Origin of the sequence: Paracrocinitomix mangrovi (genome assembly GCF_019740355.2) — a bacterium.
GTDB lineage: Bacteria > Bacteroidota > Bacteroidia > Flavobacteriales_D > Crocinitomicaceae > Paracrocinitomix > Paracrocinitomix mangrovi.
In genome coordinates this window covers 19,648-40,550 of sequence record NZ_CP091819.1, presented here as the reverse complement: position 1 = coordinate 40,550, position 20,903 = coordinate 19,648, and the positions used below count along the sequence as shown (strand labels likewise).

The 20,903-nt window shown below is 34.6% G+C and carries 15 protein-coding genes; 7 read left to right on the top strand and 8 right to left on the bottom strand.

Annotated elements, in window-relative coordinates; genetic code table 11:
* From K6119_RS00135 to K6119_RS00100, 8 genes are all read right to left on the bottom strand, one after another.
* Positions 1–2,004 carry an alpha-ketoacid dehydrogenase subunit alpha/beta gene (locus K6119_RS00135; protein ID WP_221834588.1) on the bottom strand — a complete coding sequence of 668 codons (2,004 nt, stop codon included), beginning with the start codon at positions 2,002–2,004 and terminating at the stop codon, positions 1–3.
* 90 nt (positions 2,005–2,094) lie between these two features.
* Positions 2,095–2,619: a hypothetical protein gene (locus K6119_RS00130; protein ID WP_221834589.1), complete on the bottom strand. Its 525-nt coding sequence runs from the start codon at positions 2,617–2,619 to the stop codon at positions 2,095–2,097.
* Positions 2,620–2,621: 2 nt separating this feature from the next.
* A complete protein-coding gene (locus tag K6119_RS00125; RefSeq protein ID WP_221834590.1) occupies positions 2,622–4,424 on the bottom strand; it encodes a TraB/GumN family protein in 1,803 nt (600 codons plus the stop codon).
* Positions 4,425–9,494: a DNA repair ATPase gene (locus tag K6119_RS00120; RefSeq protein ID WP_221834591.1), complete on the bottom strand. Its 5,070-nt coding sequence runs from the start codon at positions 9,492–9,494 to the stop codon at positions 4,425–4,427.
* Between the two features lie 100 nt (positions 9,495–9,594).
* Positions 9,595–11,772, bottom strand: a complete 2,178-nt coding sequence (locus K6119_RS00115) for a flotillin family protein (protein ID WP_237828063.1) — start codon at positions 11,770–11,772, stop codon at positions 9,595–9,597.
* Positions 11,773–11,811: 39 nt separating this feature from the next.
* Complete coding sequence (locus K6119_RS00110) at positions 11,812–12,453, bottom strand: OB-fold-containig protein (RefSeq protein WP_221834592.1); 642 nt, start codon at positions 12,451–12,453, stop codon at positions 11,812–11,814.
* A 118-nt stretch (positions 12,454–12,571) separates the two neighbouring features.
* Positions 12,572–13,330, bottom strand: a complete 759-nt coding sequence (locus K6119_RS00105; RefSeq protein ID WP_221834593.1) for a PspA/IM30 family protein — start codon at positions 13,328–13,330, stop codon at positions 12,572–12,574.
* A gap of 54 nt (positions 13,331–13,384) precedes the next feature.
* Entirely contained in the window at positions 13,385–13,777 is a 393-nt protein-coding gene (locus tag K6119_RS00100; protein WP_221834594.1) for a YbjN domain-containing protein, read from the bottom strand.
* A gap of 288 nt (positions 13,778–14,065) precedes the next feature.
* On the opposite strand from K6119_RS00100, the gene K6119_RS00095 reads away from it, so the two are divergent.
* The 7 genes from K6119_RS00095 (at position 14,066) to K6119_RS00065 (ending at position 20,865) form a co-directional block, all read left to right on the top strand.
* Positions 14,066–14,440 carry a helix-turn-helix transcriptional regulator gene (locus tag K6119_RS00095; RefSeq protein WP_221834595.1) on the top strand — a complete coding sequence of 125 codons (375 nt, stop codon included), beginning with the start codon at positions 14,066–14,068 and terminating at the stop codon, positions 14,438–14,440.
* Positions 14,421–15,140 carry a phospholipase D-like domain-containing protein gene (locus K6119_RS00090; protein ID WP_221834596.1) on the top strand — a complete coding sequence of 240 codons (720 nt, stop codon included), beginning with the start codon at positions 14,421–14,423 and terminating at the stop codon, positions 15,138–15,140. Before K6119_RS00095 ends, K6119_RS00090 begins: the two co-directional genes overlap by 20 nt.
* 121 nt (positions 15,141–15,261) lie before the next feature.
* On the top strand, positions 15,262–15,708 hold the full coding sequence (locus K6119_RS00085; protein ID WP_221834597.1) for a TlpA family protein disulfide reductase: 447 nt from the start codon (positions 15,262–15,264) through the stop codon (positions 15,706–15,708).
* A 15-nt stretch (positions 15,709–15,723) separates the two neighbouring features.
* Positions 15,724–17,097, top strand: a complete 1,374-nt coding sequence (locus K6119_RS00080) for an exonuclease domain-containing protein (protein ID WP_221834598.1) — start codon at positions 15,724–15,726, stop codon at positions 17,095–17,097.
* Entirely contained in the window at positions 17,097–17,924 is an 828-nt protein-coding gene (locus tag K6119_RS00075) for an ion transporter (protein WP_221834599.1), read from the top strand. Before K6119_RS00080 ends, K6119_RS00075 begins: the two co-directional genes overlap by 1 nt.
* Before the next feature lie 247 nt (positions 17,925–18,171).
* Positions 18,172–19,785: a phosphoenolpyruvate carboxykinase (ATP) gene (gene pckA / locus K6119_RS00070; protein ID WP_221834600.1), complete on the top strand. Its 1,614-nt coding sequence runs from the start codon at positions 18,172–18,174 to the stop codon at positions 19,783–19,785.
* 144 nt (positions 19,786–19,929) lie between these two features.
* Positions 19,930–20,865 carry an NAD(P)H-binding protein gene (locus K6119_RS00065; RefSeq protein ID WP_221834601.1) on the top strand — a complete coding sequence of 312 codons (936 nt, stop codon included), beginning with the start codon at positions 19,930–19,932 and terminating at the stop codon, positions 20,863–20,865.
* Positions 20,866–20,903 lie beyond the last annotated feature (38 nt).

Sequence of the window (20,903 nt, the reverse complement as noted above, 5' to 3'; positions counted from 1 at the left end):
TTAGTAGTTGATTAGATCCTGAATTTTTTGCTCAAACCTATCCTTAGGCATGAAGTTTTTTTCCAATTCACCATCAAAAGGAACAGGCGTATCTAAACTGGCTTCGCGCATTACAGGAGCATCTAAATACTCAAAACACTCTTCAGTAATTCGAGCTGAGATTTCTCCTCCTATTCCACCAGTTAAGCAATCTTCATGTAAAATAAGTACACGTCCTGTTTTGCGTGCTGTAGTATAAATTGCATCCATATCAAGCGGAAGCAAAGTTCTTAAATCAAGAATATCAATATCAAGATTGTGTTTCTCAGCTACTTCTTTTGCCCAGTGAACTCCCATTCCGTAAGTAATTACAGATGCAGATTTACCTTCTCTCACCAAATTAGCTTTACCAATTTCTAGTGTGTAATAATTGTCAGGCACTTCTTCTTTGATAGATCTATACAAACCTTTATGCTCAAAGAAAATTACAGGATTAGGATCTTCAATTGAAGCAGCCAATAAACCTTTGGCCTCATGAGGAGATGAAGGATAAACTACTTTTAATCCCGGTGTATGCGTAAACCAGGCCTCATTGCTTTGTGAATGAAACGGACCTGCGGCAGAACCTCCACCAGTTGGCATTCTTACAACAACATCCGCTTTTTCACCCCATCTATAGTGAAGTTTAGCCAGATTATTTACAATCTGATTAAAACCTACAGTTACGAAATCAGCAAATTGCATTTCCATCACACCTTTCATTCCGTTTATTGAGAGTCCAAGCGCTGTTCCCACAATTGCAGACTCACAAATAGGGGTATTTCTGATTCTATCTTTTCCGAATTCTTCTACAAATCCTTCAGTTACTTTGAAAACACCTCCATATTCTGCTATATCCTGACCCATGATTATTAAGTCATCAAACTTTTGCATACTTTGACGCAAACCATCAGACACAGCATCCACAAATCTTTTTTCTGAAGTATTGCTAAAATCTGGAGCAGTATATTCAGGATTGTAAGGTGCATAAACATCATTTACTTCAAAATCTGTGTCAGGAGTAACATTAGGCTCAGCATAAGCTACTTCTAATTCATCCTGGATTTCTTTTTTGATTTCTTTTTTAATCTTCTCTGCTTTTGCTTCAGTCAAAACTCCTTCTGATAGCAAATATGCTTCGTAGTTAGTAACAGGATCTTTTTTCTCCCATTCATCCTGAATACCTTCAGGGTAGTATTTGGTTCCTGATGCTTCTTCATGCCCTCTCATTCTGAAAGAAACACATTCCAATAAAAAAGGACGAGGGTTTTCTCTCAGAGAAGATGCAATTTTTCTAACTGCATGATAAACCTCTAAAATATTGTTACCATCAATTTGAAAAGCATCCATTCCATAGCCTACTCCTTTATCTGTAAACTGCTTACATCTAAATTGCTCATTTGAAGGTGTTGATAATCCCCATTGATTATTCTCCACAACAAAAATTACAGGAACATCCCAAACAGAAGCCACATTCAATGCTTCATGAAAATCTCCCTCACTTGCTCCACCATCACCTGTTACTGCCAAAGCAACCTTCCCTTCTCCTCTTAATTTATGCGCTAATGCAACACCAGTTCCCAACGCTAATTGTGGCCCCAAGTGAGATATCATCCCAACAATATGATGCTCTTTTGTTCCAAAGTGAAAAGAACGATCTCTTCCTTTGGTGAAACCAGTCATTTTTCCTTGAAATTGAGCAAATAATCTATTTAAAGGAATGTTTCTAGAAGTAAAAACCCCTAGATTTCTATGCATTGGGAAGATATATTCATCTTCATCCAAACCTAAAGTAATTCCTACAGAAATTGCTTCTTGCCCCCATCCAGAAAACCATTTAGAAATTTTTCCTTGTCTCAAAAGGATTAACATTTTCTCCTCTATCAATCTTGGTTTAATAAGGGCTTTATAGATATCTACTAATTCATTGTCCGACAATTTTTGTCTATCGAACTTAATACTGGATTTGTTGCTTTTCTTAGCCATGCAGCTTAAATGGATTTATTAGGCCAAAATTAACAGATTTATTGAAGATCGTTACTGATTTATCAGGAAGTTATACACGTATTTTATCAACTACCTTTTACGATATTTACCTAAGACACCCTGCATTTTAAGGAGATAGTTAGTCACTTCAATATTCAGGTCTTCTTTCAAGATTTTTGCCATTTCAAACGCCGCTTTCATTTTAGTAAAGCTATGCACCAACTCATCTTTATTGAAATTATCACTGTAGCTAAAAATCATCTCATAACATTTCACTGCTCCAACAACAGGATTTGCTGACATATAAGCCGTAGTTTGTGCTTCTGCACTCATTGCATCCTGAGATTCATAACTAATTCTAACATGATTCACATTCGCTAAACTTCGCCAAGTGCCAAACTTAACACCGAAAAATGAATTATACTTTCTCCATTTTTTATTAGCCAAATCTACCTCAACTCCCCCTTTCATTGTAATAATTGCAATACCAATTACTAATCCTAACAGAGATACAAATCCATGAATAAGCCAACCTAATCCTCCTACCAACAAAATAACTCCAAAGCCATGAGCCAGGTAGTCGTAAGTGATACCTTCATCAATATTCTTTATCATTTCTAATATTCGTATTTGATATTCAAGCTGATTCCGGCCTGAACATAAGGCGAGGTGAAGGATGTTTTTGTAAAATTATCCATTTTACCATCCAATCTCCACCTTTTACCAGATACGTCAAAAGCATATCCTGCCTTGAAATTTAAACTAATCACAGGAAAAGTCAATCTCAATTCTGCATTTGGATCAACTATTACCATGTCATTTCTGTAGATTATTACATTTCCTTGTTCTGGAGACTGAATTAAATTAGGGATTGAATCGTTCAAATTTTCTGTCAACAACATCTGTCCGTATCCGAAGTCAACACCAAAACCAGCAGTTGCCCATTTATTACCCGAGACAAAGTAAGATCCAATTCCAAAATTCCATCCTTTTAAATCAAAATCTCCACCATTACTAATTGCCGGCAAGTAGGTAAAATTGAACCTTGTACCTCCCATTCCAATGGTAAAGACATCAAACGCAAAATTGTAAGCTACCATTTTATTGGTAAATGTATTGGCTCCAAAATCAATCAAAGCGCCATTCAATTTTCTGATCCCATTAAAATACCTGTACCCATAACTGGCTCCTAAATGAAATTCCATCACCTCCGTTTCCCAATTGAAATTGTATTCTTCAGGATCTTCATCAACTTCTTTGTTGGACACTATCACAAATGGCAATTGATCATAAAAACCTACCACAGGGTGATCTCCCTCTTTATAGGCCAAATCAATTATGTAGGCACTACCCTCGGTTGCAATTGTATCTTTAAAATTTAAGCTACTGATGATATCGTGATCATATTTTTCTTTGCCCTGAGAATAAAAAATTGGAATCACCAATACTTTGTTGGTCAATGAACTATCCAATTCATTAATTCTACTTGCCACTGAGTTCATGTAATAATCATAACATCTTTTAGCATCAGAATCTTTATGCAAATGGCATCTTCCAAATTGACCATAGTATTTTGCTCCTGGATACAATTCATAAATTCTAGAAAACTCATCTCTCATGAAACGCTCACGAACAATAGGCGACCTAACATCTCCTGAACGTTCTGTAATATACCATTCACGTCCTTTTTCTAAACTTTCTATTATTGCGTAATAGATATCTTCATTAGGCCCCAATTCTTTTTTGAGTGAATCCCTGTACTTTTTAGATGTTTCAATGATTGAACTGAGGGAACCCCAAGCGGAAACCTCTCCAAAAGTAAATATCATCCCATCTTCTTCATCTGCATAAAAATCTCTGGCCGAACCAAATTCATAATTTGATGTTTTAAGCGCGTGAATTTGTTCAAACACTTCCCCTCCTTCTACATCTCCATCAAGTGTATCTACAATTTGATCTAAAGCATAAATAGAAAAGTATGGAAACCTTTCAACGTCAATACCATGAATGTGAATTTTATCGCCATAATCTAATGTGTCATTGTATTCTCTGATGTGTTTTACCAGATAATAGAAAGGATCATAAAAAACATCTTTCAAATAACTAAGATTGCTTCTTTTATCGTGAATAATAATTTGCTCTATGATGTATCCAACACCCGGACTTTGTTCAAAAATAAAATGTTTTACTCCCTGGGTTTGGTGCAGATAAGTAAGCATTTTATATTCTAAACTTGCATTAAACTTGGCAAAGTTGTGATTTTCACCTGTAAAGTATACACGATAATGATCAAGTGAATCACCAAAAACTTCGAATTCAGAAAAATCTGTTTCGTCTTTCACATTTATTTCTGCGAATTTCTCTTGTGCAGAAACAAAGTTGTAGCTTAAAATTGCAATAATTACTAACAGTTTCCTCATCTATTCTGTATCCTTTTTCCCTTTGGTTTTGGAAGATGTAGTTTTACCTTTTGTTGTGCTTGAAGATTTAGAAGTAGTTTTGAATTCTCCGTCTCTATTTTCAATCATAACAGTACTAATAGCCCTTACACCTTCTGTTAATTTCTTAAGTTGAACCATGAAATCCGGATCTTGATTTTGTCCCAAACCAGATAAGGTTTCATTTAGATTCTCCATTTGCGAAATTACTTGAATCATTTCATTTGAGTCACCAAATCCTTTCAACTTTTGACGCTTAGCATACTCCTTTTTAATCTCATTCCAGCGTGTTTGTTCTTCAGGAGATAATTTACCAATCAATTCTTTTAACTTAAGTAGATTGGCTTCTGCTCCTGTTGTCAAAGTTTGCGCTTCGTTTTCGTAGTGAGACATTAACAAAGTATCTAACTCTTGATCATTCATTAAAGGATTCAATTTCTCAACCATTTTATTCATATCACGATATGAACCCTGCAACTTAAAAGGAGGTTCAGTTCTAAAAACATCCTCTTTACCGGCCGAATCAATGTATTCAAGATTTACTTTCAACACTACATCTCGCACTGTAAGACTCATTTTTAGCACAGCTAGAATATCTGATAATTCTTCAGATGTATATGAATTCTCAAAAGTGATACTTTCCAAAGGTTGACCTTGTGCCACCTTAATCAGATTATACACATCTTTTTTCCCTTTATCCTTTAATGTTCCTAACACATTATTAGATGTCAGTGAATTCTCAAGGTAACTCATTTTAAATTCCTCATCTGAATCACCCAATATGTCACCAAGGTTATAAATATCAGCTCTATTGGCCAACATATCCGGAATCCTGAACTTTTCACCACTTTCTGTATATGGATTCCCTGCCATTACAACAACCACCTTTTTTCCGCGGAAGTCGTAAGTTTTGGTCTTGCCATTGTATACTCCTTCTATTTTTCTTTGACCATCTGCCAACGAAATAAACTTCTGCAAAAACTCAGGATTACAATGCTGGATATCATCCAAATACAACATAATATTATCCCCCATCTCCAAGCCAAGATTCAATTTCATGATCTCTTCTCTTGACGCCGCATTATCAGCATCTTCAGGATCTAATGAAACCACGTTATGACCTAAAGCCGGACCATTTATTTTCATAAAAACCAATCCTAATCTGGAAGCGATATATTCCATCAAGGTAGTTTTACCATAACCCGGAGGAGAAATCAATAACAACATTCCCATCAAATCTGTTCGTTTATCAGCTCCTGCCGTACCAATTTGCTTAGCCAAGTTGTCTCCTATAATATTGAGGTAAACTTTATCAATTAACTGGTTTCTAACAAAAGATGAAAGAACACGCGGCATGAATTCAGATAATCTGATTCTGTCTTTAAAATCAGCTGTTAAGCGTTTTTTGATATCATGATATTGATGATACATTCGAACTTCACTCGCTTCAAATGCCAGGAGTTTATCCATAAAATCATTATAATGAAGTTGATACTTGCCATCTTCAATCACAGGATGATCTCCTTTTAAATCGGTAATTTCTGCGGTAACATCCACAGTAGATGAGTAAAATAAATCTTTATTATTCTTAAGTAAATAAAAAGCTGCTTCATCCACTACTCTATTCTGAACAAGCTTATTTTCTATACGATTGAATGATTTTAACCAAAGTTGGATCTGATTAAATTGATCATCCCAATGAGGAGCATCTTTGAAAATAGCATTATTAAAAACAGTTGTCTTTTTGTGATTAGAAAGATACTTTTTAAAAGACTCTACCAACTGTTTTGCTTCATGAGACAACACAAACTTCTCATTCAAGCTAATTTCTTCAATTAGATATTGAACAACTCTGTCTGTATTTGCTTCAACTTCAAGCACATCTTCAAATGGATCAATCAACGCCAAAAGCTGATCACTGATGTAATCTGCCTCATTATGACTTTTGAATACTGATCTGATAATACCAAGTGCTTTCAATTGTGCCGAAAGTCTATCTTTTGTAGTCGCCTCTAAACAATAATCCCAAAATAATAGCGCCTTAACCCTTTCATTACTTGAATACTTCAATAAACCTATTGATTCTTCCTTTAAGATGAGTTGACTCAAAATTTTGCTTGCATCATTGTCATGAATACCTTTTACATATCCTTCATTGAAACGCTTAGAAATGAAAGCTTGTTCCCATTCTTGTTTTTCTTTTTGGGTTTTCTCTGCCCAATGCAATAAACCTAAATCTTCATTCAAAATGGCTTTTCGCATTTGATACGCCAAAAATTCAGCTCGATATACTAATCTATTCTCAGAAGACAAATGCATGTCCCAAACTTCTCTGGTTTCATTTAATAGGTCATTTTCTATCTCTTCATAGAAGTTTGTTCCGGTTAGATGAAAGTAAATAGAATCACTTCTTAATACCGTAGTAACATCTAGCTTTTGCGTATTTACAAGGAAAGTATGTTTTCCAAATTTGATTCCTTCACCGCTTTCTGCAAACAACTCTTGCTTATCATTCAGTTGTCTAATTGCTTCTTCTTTAACAGATTTTAGTTTTGACTGAACATCATCCGCTTTAGTAGAGTCACCTAAATCCACTAAATTTTTAATGATATCACGAACCTTATCCACCATTAAATCAGATGCAAAATATCCATTGATATCAACTACATTATCAAAACTTTCTGCTCTATTTTTAACCCCGGATAAAATTCTATCTGCACTGCTATACAAGGTTTGTGCTCTTTTATTCTGCGCTTCAACCAAAGCCACTTTTTTGCTTTCAAAAGCATTATAGATTTCCTCTCTCTTCTCTTCAATTTGAACTCGATACTCATCAAATTCAGCAAATTTCCCCTCTAACTCTTCCAGCTGAACAATTAGTTTGTTGAGATAATCATTGCATTTTTCCGGATCATCCGCTAAATCAATATAGTTGATAAACCCTTGGTTGATCAATCTTATCTGCGCATTAAATTCAGCCTTACCTTCAACTAAAATCAATTCTTTTCTTCTCTTTCTAAGGTCAGAGTTGATTTGGTTAAAATTGGAGAACAAGGCAGTGATAGAATCAATGATTTGCGTTGTTTTAGTAGCATCCAAAATTTTAAGGTTGCTCACTATTTCAATTAAAAGTTCGAGCTCAGCAGATACAGCATTGATTTCTTTTTCCAAATCATTTGCAACAACTACTTTATTCAACTCTTTAACTTCTTTCTCAATACTAGCAACTTTCTCTTTGTAGGGATCAAGCGCTTCTTTTTTCAATAAAAAGTTGACACAATTTTCAGAAGCAAAATCAACAGCTTTAGAGATTTGATTCTCTAAATTTTCTACTCGATTCAGATCAACATATCGAATACTTTTGAGACCGATAATTTCACCTTTTGAATGTCGTAATTCAGCCAGTAATTGAACAATGTCATTTACTTTAGCTACGCGCATATTTTTAGACTTACTCAATAAGTCTTTGGCTTTTTTCTCAACCTCTTCTGTCTTGTCTTTAGCAGATCTTTTGAGTTGAAGGATTTTTTCAAATTCTTCAATAGCATTAGATGCTGCAGATCTAATCTCTTTTAAAGGTTCTTCAAGATGACCTGCATCTTTTTGAGATAACCAGTGATATGAATCAATAACATCAGTTGATTTCTTTACTATATCTACATATAGATTAGAAAACGAATCCTCTTTGTTGATTAGGTTTATCAATTCCTGACATTCAGATAGCGCTAAAACAATTTCTTTATTACCAATTTTTGTAAGGTAATTGGATGAATCTGCTGTACCCTCCAATTCTTTAGTAGAATAGACGGTTTGCATTATTTGAATAGCATGATGTTTCTGAGGCTCTTCTTGGGCCTTAAACATAGCCAGCTCACCATTTTCAAAAAGGGTAAATCCGTTACAAACAATTGGTGTTTCAACTTTTTGAGCAATAATATTATACGACAACAAAAAGTAAACTCCTGCATCTCTGTTATAAAAGCAATACAAGTAGTCTTCACCATTGGCTGCAGGAATTCTTTTTTCAAAAATGAGCCCCTCTAGTTGATTATCAAACAACTTGTATTCTCCCGTATTGATGTAATATCCTTTAGGAAAAATAATTCCCTGATCATTAGACAATAGAATACACGCATCAGCAATTGCGTCAATTCTCTTTACCTCTTGAACCTTATGATTATATACAAGATACCTGAAGTCATCCTCTTGATAAGGGCGAATCTTCATGAGAATCAAATTCCCTATTCTGCTGTAAAAAATGTCAGCATCATCTAAAGTTTGATCCTTATTTTTAACCGGTTCAGCATATATTCCCTTCCCGGTGGCTGTATTATCTTCAACCTTAACAGTTAAATCTCCGCCAATGGTTTCAACAAATACCAAATCTTCAATGGTAATATGAGGATGTTCACCATCTACATGTTGATCTCTACCAACTTTTTTCCAGGTAAATTCATGTTGCTCAGGAAACTTATACTCATGATCAGATCTATTTCCTTCATATTGAAGTTTACCATCTTGATTTAACCATTTAAAGGTTTTGATATCAGAAATATTCTTTCCTATTCTGAAAACCATATACAAATATGGTCCTAGTTGGATAAACTTAACAAATACGGTTTCTCTGTAGTATTTATAAAGGTCAGAGAAATCTTTTAGGAAAGTTTCATCCTGAAAAGCATCCAGGTTTCCCTCCTGAAAAGAATATTCTTTTGGATTAAATTCAAAAACTCCAAATACATCTTGAATAAAGGTCTCTGATTTAAGACCAATATGCACATTGTACCCAAATAAGAACAAATTACCTCCAATAGAAATGATATCACGCGGAACACAATTATTAGTTGTGTTTATACGCTCAGTAGCCAGCAATTTAGTCTCTACAGAACCAAATAGTTCCTTTCTGGTGGCATTAAGATTATTCATTCGTTGAAAAAGCTCGTCTCCATGCTTGCTCAACCTTTTTCGAATGATATCATAGGTACCACCGTCGAGGGATTGCTGTCCATCTTTCGGATTCTCGTCTGTATTTACTTTTTCTTCTTCGCTCACTTCGTTTGTGGTTAATTAGTTAATTGGTTTCGTTACGCCTAGCGTTACGAATCAGTTAAATAGCACAGGGCCATTTAAATGATTATGAATTAACAATCGACTACAGTCCTAGTTTTCCCGCGTTAGAATCAGCAATACCAATAGATTCGGCTAACTTCATCAACTGTCCAAGGATACCTCTTTTAGCTCCATCATTTGTACCTGACATCATTTTTGCTATCAAAGCAGAGATGGTTAGATTTTTAATGTCTTCGCTTTTCACATTACTGTCTTTCACAAGAGTTTTTAACTTGTCAACGAAAGTCTCTCCTTCTACATGTAAAAGTTGATTTTTCACTTCAGACAATAAATCAGAGTTATCTACTAAACGGTCAACACGTTTTCCTTTAGTAATTGAATCAGTAATTTTATCAAAGAATTCTTGTTCTCCTCCAACAATATCAATATGTGCAGATTTAAGTGCTTCAGCCAACACAACAGCTTGTGCGTCTGCGATATCCTTTTGGATTCCAATTGAAGCCAATTCCACTTCTTTGTCTTTTTGTAGACGCAATTTGAATTCTTCGTGTTCTTTTCCAACACCATCCAACTTTTTCATTGCATCTGCTTTTTGAGTAATACCATCAGCTTCTGCTTTGAATTTTTCAGCAGCCACTTTAGCATCAACCAATCCGGCTTTTTCATTTGAAACGGCTTTAGCAGCAATCACCTCAGCTTCAGCTAAACCAGTACCTTTTAACACATCTGCTTGCGCCTCTCCTAATTTCAATTCAGCTGCAGCTTGAGCTTGACCTTTCATCTCAATACCTTTAGCTTCTGCTTCCGCCTTAGCTTCTAAAATATTAGCATCTGCCTCTCCTTGTTTCTCCGTTGCGGCAGCTTTAGCTTCCATTACTTGTGCTTCTGCCATACCTGTTGAAGCATATTCAGCAGCTTTAGCTTCGGCTAATGTTTTAATTGCATCTGCTTTTTGAACACTTGAAAGCTGTTCAGCTTCAGCATCTATCAACATTTGCTTTGCTTTAAATTCTGCTGCTTGTTTATCAGCCTCTGCAGATTTAATTTTTTGAACCAATTGTTCTTCGGCTAATTTTTCAGCATGTGTAATAGCTACTTTCTTAGCACGATCTGCTTCAGCAAACGCTCTAGTATCGTTGATTCTTTCTTCTTCATCAACAACAGTTTTTTCAATAGCTACGCGCTCGCGAATTACTTCTTGAATGTTTTTCTTTTCTACTTCAATTGCTTTTTCTTTCTCAATTTGAGCAAGTGTTACAATTCTCTCTCTTTCTGTTTGCTCTAAAGCTCTCTCCTTCTCTACTCTTTCCGTTTCAATTGCTTCAGTTTTCTCTTTGTTTTTAGCGGCAACAATAATCTGGCGTTGTTTATTTTCTTCCATCACCATAACTTCCTCTTCACGTTGAATTCTGGCCATTTCAGATTTTTTCAACTCTTCTTCATTCACCTTAGCAATCTCAGCAGCTTCACGCGCTTTGATGTTGGCAACCTCTCTTTTTTGCTTCTCTTCTTTTTCCGCTAATTGACGTTCCATTTCCAAAATCGCCTCTTTTGCATCCACATTTTGTTGAGTGATTGTCTTTTCTTCTTCTCTACGAATAAAGTTGGCTTTCATGTGTTGAGTAGCCGTCAATTCTGTAATTTTCTTGATCCCTTCAGCATCTAAAATGTTACCGTCCTTTAAATACTCAAGTGAAGTTTGCTCCAGGTAATCTATAGCGGCATCATCTAAAATAAAACCATTCAAATCTGTACCAATCACATTAACAATTTGCTCTCTAAACTCATCTCTTTTATTATATAGATCAACAAAATCAAATTGCTTACCAACAGTTTTTAATGCTTCAGAAAATTTAGCATCAAATAATTGAACTATTGCTTCAGGAGAAGCTGCTCTTTTACAACCTACTGTTTGAGCCACTTTCTTTACATCATCTTGTAATTCGTTTACTCTAACAAAGAATGTTACTTTAATGTCTGCACGGATATTGTCCTTACAGATTAATCCATCCCCATGCTGTCTAGCAATTTCAATAGTCTTCAAAGAGATATCCATTATCTCTAACTTATGAAGTACAGGGATTACAAAAATCCCATTAAAACTCACTCTTGTTCCACCCACACCGGTTCTAACCAATGCTTGTCCTTGATGGGCTTTTTTATAAAATCGTGCTACTAAAAAAAGCACTCCTAAAAGGACTATAATAATCACGGCAGTTATAACAAATACCGTATTACTCATTAATTCTTGAAAATTCATTCTTTTAAGTTTTGGGGTCTGATTTTACAGACAGTTTGTTTATGTATAAGGTTCAACTAAGTAATGTCCATCTTCATCTTTGGAAATTACCAATACTTCCATATTTTTTTGAAGTATTACATCTTCACTGGTAGGCTTTACATATATGGTAATCACAGATCCTTCATAAGAAATTTCAATTTGACCTCTCTTTTGCCCTGTTCCTGCGATTATCACCCTACCAACTCTTCCAACTAACTCTTTCTTCTTGGTATCTTTCTCCAAAGCATCAAACATTTTTACAAAAGGCCAGGTCAAAGGTTTTGCGATTAACATTGAACCTATGAGCAATGGAATAAAGTACAGTAAGCTTAATAGGAAAGAGTAATTATGGATTAAAAAAGATATTATAATACTTCCAACCCAAAGTGGAATTGCCACAATGGTTAACCAAACCATGAACGGAACTCTACCAAGATTAAAAAAGACTAAAACTTTATTAAACCAGGCCACTCCGGATTCACCGGCATCTCCACCATCAACGTCTACATCAACATCCGTATCGACATCTACGTCAAAGTCAAAGAAATCAACATCAATAGCACCTAAAATTACAATCAACCAATACACAAGGCAAAAAGCCAAAATAAAGGTAGCCAGTGAATTTTGAAGGCTAAAAACATGATGAAAAAATTCGTTCATTTTTGATTTTGGGTTTTAAAATTATAGAGAAAAAAAGGGCTGTCTCAAAAATGTTTTGGGACCTAAAAAAGCAGTCAAACAAGTTTAAGACAGCCCGTAAAATATCCTAGTATAAGGCTTATGCTCCGGCTGAAGAGTTTGATGAATCAGAACCCGTTTCTGCACCGGCTCCACCCATTCCTAACTTCGCTTTAAGAGCAGCCAAGCTATCAGAAGCTTTTACTTCAGCTGAACCAGAATCCAAGGCAGAATCAATTTCTTCATCAATTGATTTATTTTCACCTGCAATTTCAGCATAAGATTCAGCTAAAGCTTCTTCCTCAGCTACTTTATCTTTCATTCTTTCTAACATAGCAACTGTGCTTGAAGAATCAACTCCGGCCATTTGCTCGTTAATTTTCTTAGTAGCTTTAGATACTTTAGATCTAGCTTTCAATGTTTTCAATTCAACTTCGAATTTCTTAATGTTAGATTTCAAAGTTTTAATGTTTCCATCCAATTTTGAAACGTTTCCTTCAAATTTTGTTTGGTCCTCTAAACATGTAGCAGCATTATTTTTATGAGTTTCCTGTTGTACCAAGCACTCAGACGCTAATCTGTCAGCTTCTTCAAGAGTAATTTCTCCTTTTTCAGCTCTTTTCAATAGCATCACAGCTTTTCTTTCGTAATCAGAAGCTTTATCAGAATGCATTTTTGCATCATTTTTAGCTCTAATTGCTAAAGCTTTCACCTCAGCCATAGCTTGTAATGCAGCACTTAAGTCTTTTTTAAGGTCTCTAATTCCTTGCTCTGTCATTTTAATTGGATCTTCCAATTTATCTACAGCAGAGTTTGCCTCAGCTTGTCCAATTTTAAAGAGTCTTTTAAATATGTTCATTTCTCAATTTTTTATTGTTATTATTTCTTCAATGCACTGTGCCGTGCAGGCAAATTAGTTTTTAGAGAAACCTATTATCTCATCAGTATACTCGCTCAATAACAGACTCAAAGATGTAAGTGTACCTTCTAATTCTTCAAGATCTAAAGTATCTACTTGCAATGTATCTCTAAACATGACCTTTTTACCGTCATCATCCATTGCAAATGCTCCATGAACGATATCTCTGTTTTTCATTAGCAATTGTTTGGTTACATCTCCAGTATTATTATTTAACTCGAACAAAAACTGCTCAACAATAATAATTGGATCTGCAATACCTATCATCAAATTGGAAATTCCATCTTCCAAAGATTCTACAACAAAGAATTCCGCATCTCTGTCTTCATGTACAATGGAATACTCTAATTCCATTAAATAGTCTTTTACCTTATCAAAGTAACTCATAGGTTGATTATTAGTTATGTTAATCGTTAGTAATCAAATATAGAAATTATTCATTTTAATTTACTTAACTGCGCCTTTAATATTGCGTTAAAATCATTGTGTCAATAAAGAGGCTACTAATTCAGTTTTATTCACCTGACTAAAATCATCCTTAAGGAGGTAAATAATTTTCCTTTGATGAGTATTTTTTTGCTAATTTCATGAGATAAATATGGTTTTGTTTCTAATTATATTGGCAAGATACTAATATTTTTAGTAATTTACCAATTATTTTATAATATTTTTTTTATGGATAAGACGATTATTGCCAAAAACTTCAAGAAACTTAGGCTTTTCAAGAGCATGAACCAATCGGAGTTTGCAGACCTTTTTGGAATCACCAGATCGTCTGTAGGATCATATGAAGAAGGAAGAGCAGAACCAAAGCTTGACACCTTACTAAAGGTTGCTGATTATTTTAAGCTTAAAGTTGATGACATAATTAGAAAGGAACTAACAGTTAATCAGATTGCGGGATTTAACTATCCAACTAACGAAGGAATAAGAAATGAGCAACTGTTTACCAGAATACGGGACCTAACTAAAAGAATAGATTCTTTAGATGCAACAATTCACGAATTGATCGATCAAAAAAACAGAGGAGATGAGTCAAAATCAAGGTAATTTACTTGATCAACTAAGGTTTGAGATAAAACAATCCATTGCTGATGAATATCTTGTTAAATCTGAAAAAAGAAATATAAAGTCTTTGCTAATCTCATTAGCACCAGACAAACAACTCAGTGATTTATTGAGAAGTGAAGTTTTTGATTTAGCACAAGCACATGTCAACAATGATAATTATGCAGCGATTTTAAAATGGGTTGAAGATTTAAACAAGTTGATTTTATCTGTTCAAAAAAATGATGCCGACATAAGTGAACGGGTTTATTTTTCTCCGGGGGAATCATGTCTAAATGCTATCCTACATCAAATTCAATCCTCTATAAATGTGATTGAAATTTGTTTATTCACCATAAGTGACAATCGAATTTCAGATGCTTTAGTTAGTAGACATAAATTAGGAACCAAAGTCAAAATCATCACTGATAATGATAAAATATACGATCAAGGATCAGATATTGATTTTTTGTTTTCGCAAGGAATTCCAATAAAAGTCGACAATACAGATAATCATATGCACCACAAATTTGCATTATTTGACAAATCTTATACACTTACAGGTAGTTACAACTGGACCCGATCTGCTGAGAGATATAATCATGAGAACATTGTCATCTCTAACTCTAATGACATATTTAAAGCATTTGATAAAGAATTCAACAAACTTTGGAATGAGTTAACTGATTATGGTCAAATTTGATAAAGCAACAAGGAAAAAAGTCTATAAATACGGAAGCAACGTATTACTAGTTATTATTGTACTAATCTTAATTATCCCTTCCTGGAGAATGGCGTTCCAATCCTGGTTTCAAAGACTTACTATGTCTGAAACACATTTTACAATAGAAAACGAAACACCATTACCTTATAGTGCAATACATTGGGAAGTATTTGACATGGATGATAAATTGTACGACTTTGCAGATTTTGGAGGAAAACCTATTGTATTAAACTTTTGGGCAACATGGTGTTCGGCGTGTAGAGCTGAAATGCCAGTATTTGCAGATTTAAGATCACGTTTTGATAAGGAAATATCATTTTTAGCTGTCAGCAGTGAATCACTTGAAACTATTAAAACAGCTGGTTTACATGAAGATTATGATTTTATTTATGGTACTCAACGAATGCCTGATTTTTTTGAGGTTAAATATCTTCCAACTATTGTAATTATAGACAAAAACTGGAATTTGGTTTATAAAATGACAGGCGTTTCTGACATTGATAATGATGCCAACATTAATTTTTTAAATAAGTTGGTTGAAAACTAAGTATTTTTGTTTGACTTGAAGTACGCAATAGTTGACATAGAAACAACAGGTGATAAACCAATTAATTTTAAAGTAATTGAGATTGCTATCATATTGCATGATGGTAAACGAGAGATTGACAGATATTCAACATTGGTGAATCCTGAAGAAAGAATTTCTCCTTTTATTGCAAGACTTACCGGTATTCATGATTCAGATGTTGCCAATGCACCAAAGTTTTATGAAGTCGCCAAAGAAATAGTAGAATTTACCGCAGGAGCTGTTTTCGTGGCGCATAATGTGAGTTTTGATTACGGTGTAATTAGAAGGGAATATAGACGACTTGGTTACGACTTTAGACTGCCCCATTTATGTACAGTTCAAACTTCAAGAATTTTACTCCCGGGACATAAATCTTATGGTTTAAAAAACATCACTAAAGCTTTAAACATTCCATTAAATGGTCATCATAGAGCAATTAATGACACAGAGGCTACAGCCAAGCTGTTTGAAATGCTTTATGAAAAAGATGAAAGCAATGAATTGCAGACATTCATCAAGAAAGAGATAAACCCTAAAGTATTACACCCTTCATTAGACCTGGATAAACTTGATGAGATTCCAAATAAAACTGGAATATACAGGTTTTACAATGATAAAAATGAGCTAATTTATATTGGTAAAAGTATTCATATCAGAACCCGTGTTGAACAACATTTAAAGAACTCAAAAACAAAGAAAGCACTGGAGATGCGAGAAGTTATAGCTGATATAAGCTATGAACTCACAGGAAGCGAGCTCATTGCATTGTTAAAAGAGTCAGATGAAATCAAGAAACACCAACCGGTATATAATCGAGCGCAACGAACAAATCTTTTTACCCACGGCTTATATCTGCACAAGGATCAAAGAGGATATATGAATCTCGTTGTTAAGAAAAATGTACCTGCCGGACATCCCATTATGACTTTTACCAGTATTCAAAATGGAAAAAAGTATTTAGAATTTTGGCAGGAAGAATTTCAACTTTGTCAACGATTATGTGGATTGCACACGGGAGCATCAGCTTGTTTTAAATACAACATAAAAGAATGTAATGGCGCATGTATTGGAGAAGAAGATGTTGAAGAATACAATAAAAGAGTAGAATCCTTAATAGACGACTTAAATTTTAAAGGCGATTCTTTTTTAATAACCGATAAAGGTCGAAACTCTGGAGAGTATGGCTTCGTATTGATAAAAGATGGACAATATGCGGGCTATGGTTTTATTCCAAGATATCAACTTGCAAGAAGAAAGGAGAATTTCACAAAGCACTTAAGAAAAAAGAAGAGTAACAGAGATTTTCAGTCCATCATAAAAATGCAGTTACACAAAAACAGCAAATTAGACATACACCATTTAGACTAATGAGCGGAGTTAGAGATACAGAAGAGTTACGGCCATGGCAAAAGAAAATGAATGAAGTCATTTTTGGATCAGAAACACCTGCTGGAAAATGGTTTGACATTGTATTACTCATTCTGATCACTTTAAGTGTAATTGCCATCATGTTAGAAAGTGTTCCTAATTATCGAGAGAAATACGGCGTTGAATTACACATGTTAGAATGGGTATTTACCGGAATATTTACAGCTGAATATGTTGCACGTTTGATATGTGTAAAAAAGCCTATCAAATACATGTTATCATTTTACGGAATAATTGACTTACTATCAGTAATTCCAACTTATATAGGAATCTTCTATTCAGGAACTAGTGCTTTAAGAGTATTGCGCTGCATCAGATTAATAAGGGTTTTTAGAATTTTAAAATTAAGCCAATTCGTTGATGACGCCAACTATTTGATTACCGCTTTAAAAAGCTCTAAAAACAAAATAATTGTCTTTTTATTCACAGTAACACTTTTGGTAATTATCCTAGGTACAATAATGTATTTAGTAGAAGGAGCAGAAGGTGGATTTGATAGTATCCCCAGAAGCGTATATTGGGCCATTGTAACACTGACAACCGTAGGATATGGCGACATCTCTCCTACTACACCGGCAGGACAATTTGTAGCATCCTTTATTATGATTCTTGGTTATGCCATAATAGCTGTACCAACTGGAATAGTTACTAACGAATTCATCAGAAAAGGAAAAGCTGAAATTTCAAATAGAGCCTGCCCTAACTGTTCAAAAGATGGCCATGACGCAGATGCAGACTACTGCAATCATTGCGGTTCAAAGCTTTAAAATTCAACGGGTTAATCACTTATTAGACAAGTATAAAAAAGTAAATGGTTAGTTAAAGTTTTTAAACTACCAAGGCAATACTGTTAAACTTTCTCAGTTTTAACGTTGATATCTTTTCAAAATTTACTGACCATAATGGTTTAACCAAGGGGGATAATCCTTAATTTTGTTATGGATTTTAAACGAACCTGGAAATATTTGGTCGGGAAAAGAAAGAAAATCGACTAAACAGGAAAAAACTATTCGTATGAATAACTATGGAAAGAGAGCTGAAAACGCTTCATTAGAAACAATCGGATTAAAACATTATGACAATGCATTTTGGAATCTTACGCCTGCAGAATTGGTAGAAGATGCTATTTTGAATGGTCAAGGAGTGCTAACTGACACCGGAGCCCTGGCAATCAGAACCGGAGAGTTTACAGGTAGATCTCCTCAGGACAGATTTATTGTGTATGATGACAAAACAGCTGATGCTGTGTGGTGGGGGAATATTAACAAAAAGTTTGATGCGGATAAATTTGAAGCATTATACAATAGAATGAAAGCATATTTAACGAACAAGGATATTTATGTTCGTGACGCATATGCTTGTGCAGATGATGATTACAGATTAAACATCCGTGTTGTTACTGAATTTTCATGGTCAAATCAATTTGCGTCTAACATGTTTCTTCGTCCAACAGATGAAGAAATTGCAAATTTCACTCCTGAATGGCACATAGTATGTGCTCCTGAATTTATGGCTGAGCCAGATATTGACGGAACTAGACAACACAATTTTGCTATCATTAATTTCACTGAAAAGATGATCATTATTGGTGGTACAGGATATACAGGAGAGATTAAAAAAGGAATTTTCTCAGTATTGAACTTCATTTTACCTCATGAAAAGAATGTGCTTTCAATGCACTGTTCAGCTAACGTAGGTAAAGATGGTGATACTGCGGTTTTCTTTGGACTTTCAGGTACAGGTAAAACAACTTTGTCTTCAGATCCAAACAGAAGATTAATTGGAGATGACGAGCATGGCTGGTCTGATAATGGAGTATTTAATTTTGAAGGTGGTTGTTACGCAAAAACTATCGACTTATCTCAAGAAAAAGAACCACAAATCTGGGATGCTATTAAATTCGGAGCAATTTTAGAGAACATTGGTTTTGTTGACGGAACTTCTACTCCTGATTATTCAGATTCAAGTATTACAGAAAATACTCGTGTTTCATATCCAATCAATCACATTGATAATATCATGAATCCTTCTAAAGGAGGAATGCCAAAAAATATATTCTTTTTAACAGCAGATGCTTTTGGAGTATTACCTCCAATCTCAAGATTAACTCCTGGACAAGCAATGTATCACTTCATTTCTGGATACACGGCTAAAGTTGCTGGAACTGAAGCTGGAATTACAGAACCGGTAACAGCATTTTCAGCTTGTTTCGGAGCTCCTTTCTTGCCATTGCACCCAACTAAATATGCTGAAATGCTTGGACAAAAAATGGAAGAGCATAATGTAAAAGTTTGGTTGATTAACACCGGATGGTCTGGTGGAGAGTACGGTGTTGGAGAAAGAATCAGCTTGAAATACACTAGAGCAATGATTACTGCTGCTTTAGAAGGAAAATTAGAAGATGTGAATTATGTTAATCATGAGATCTTTGGTTTAGCAATGCCTGAATCTTGTGAAAATGTTCCAGCTGAGATTTTAAATCCTAAAAACACTTGGACAGATAAAGGTGCTTACGATCAAAAAGCTAATCACTTAGCAAATCAGTTCGTTAAAAACTTTGAACAGTTTGAGTCTGCAGCAAGTGAAGAAATCATGGATGCTGCACCAAAAGCAAAAGCAGAAGCTTAATAGCTTTTAATCATATTTATTTAAATCCCTCTGTTTGTTTAAACAGAGGGATTTTTGTTTTATCCATTGTTATTCAAAAGATTAACTTTCAATTAACCATGTAATTTAAAATATCAGCTATATTAAATTCTTAAAATCTAAACTATGCAAACAATATTAGGATCAGGAGGCGCTATAGGAATTGAATTGGCGAAATCACTGAAACAATTTACTTCAGATATCAAATTGGTTAGTAGAAATCCAAAAAAGATCAATGATACAGACATTTTGTTTCCTGCAGATTTAACTGACCCTGCAAAAGTAGATGAAGCAATTAAAGGATCAGAGATTGTATATATAACTGTTGGTTTCCCTTACAATACAAAAATCTGGCAATCTACCTGGCCTAATTTTATTCAATCTGTAGTGGACGCTTGCATTAAACACAATGCGAAACTGGTGTTTTTTGATAATATATATATGTATGATCCTAACTATTTAGATGGGATGAAAGAAGATACTCCAATTAAGCCCATAAGTAAAAAAGGTATTGTCAGAGCGGAAGTATTGAATAGAATTACGAAAGAAGTTGAATCTGGCAACCTTAAAGCTTTAATTGCAAGGTCTGCAGATTTTTATGGACCAAGTATCGTTAACACTTCAATGCTGACAGAGACAGTTTTTACTCCACTAAGCAAAGGTAAAAAGGCAAATTGGCCAATTGCACTAAATTACAAACACTCTTTTACATACACTCCAGATGCAGGAAAAGCAACAGCATTACTAGGAAATACTGATGATGCTTATAATCAAACCTGGCATCTACCCACAGCTAAAAATCCTTTAAATGGAAAACAGTGGGTAACTCTCATTTCTAAAGAGATGAAAAGCAAAAACAAAGTTTCGACGGTAAGTAATTTTATGTTTAAAGTAATTGGATTATTCGTTCCGGTTATGAGAGAGATGCCAGAAATGATGTATCAGTACAACAGAGATTACGATTTCAATTCAGATAAATTCACCAATCGTTTTCCTGAATTCAAAGTTACCACCTATGAGGAAGGAGTAAAAGAAGTTGTTGCAATAGATTATAAAGATTGATATAAGTGACATTTAACAAAAAAAGCCACAGAACTTCT

Excerpts from the sequence above, each read along its gene's own strand:
- K6119_RS00135 (WP_221834588.1), bottom strand. The coding sequence starts at position 2,004 with ATGGCTAAGAAAAGCAACAAATCCAGTATTAAGTTCGATAGACAAAAA.
- K6119_RS00130 (WP_221834589.1), bottom strand. The coding sequence starts at position 2,619 with ATGATAAAGAATATTGATGAAGGTATCACTTACGACTACCTGGCTCAT.
- K6119_RS00125 (WP_221834590.1), bottom strand. The coding sequence starts at position 4,424 with ATGAGGAAACTGTTAGTAATTATTGCAATTTTAAGCTACAACTTTGTT.
- K6119_RS00115 (WP_237828063.1), bottom strand. The coding sequence starts at position 11,772 with ATGAATTTTCAAGAATTAATGAGTAATACGGTATTTGTTATAACTGCC.
- K6119_RS00110 (WP_221834592.1), bottom strand. The coding sequence starts at position 12,453 with ATGAACGAATTTTTTCATCATGTTTTTAGCCTTCAAAATTCACTGGCT.
- K6119_RS00105 (WP_221834593.1), bottom strand. The coding sequence starts at position 13,330 with ATGAACATATTTAAAAGACTCTTTAAAATTGGACAAGCTGAGGCAAAC.
- K6119_RS00100 (WP_221834594.1), bottom strand. The coding sequence starts at position 13,777 with ATGAGTTACTTTGATAAGGTAAAAGACTATTTAATGGAATTAGAGTAT.
- K6119_RS00095 (WP_221834595.1), top strand. The coding sequence starts at position 14,066 with ATGGATAAGACGATTATTGCCAAAAACTTCAAGAAACTTAGGCTTTTC.
- K6119_RS00090 (WP_221834596.1), top strand. The coding sequence starts at position 14,421 with ATGAGTCAAAATCAAGGTAATTTACTTGATCAACTAAGGTTTGAGATA.
- K6119_RS00085 (WP_221834597.1), top strand. The coding sequence starts at position 15,262 with ATGTCTGAAACACATTTTACAATAGAAAACGAAACACCATTACCTTAT.
- K6119_RS00075 (WP_221834599.1), top strand. The coding sequence starts at position 17,097 with ATGAGCGGAGTTAGAGATACAGAAGAGTTACGGCCATGGCAAAAGAAA.
- pckA (WP_221834600.1), top strand. The coding sequence starts at position 18,172 with ATGAATAACTATGGAAAGAGAGCTGAAAACGCTTCATTAGAAACAATC.
- K6119_RS00065 (WP_221834601.1), top strand. The coding sequence starts at position 19,930 with ATGCAAACAATATTAGGATCAGGAGGCGCTATAGGAATTGAATTGGCG.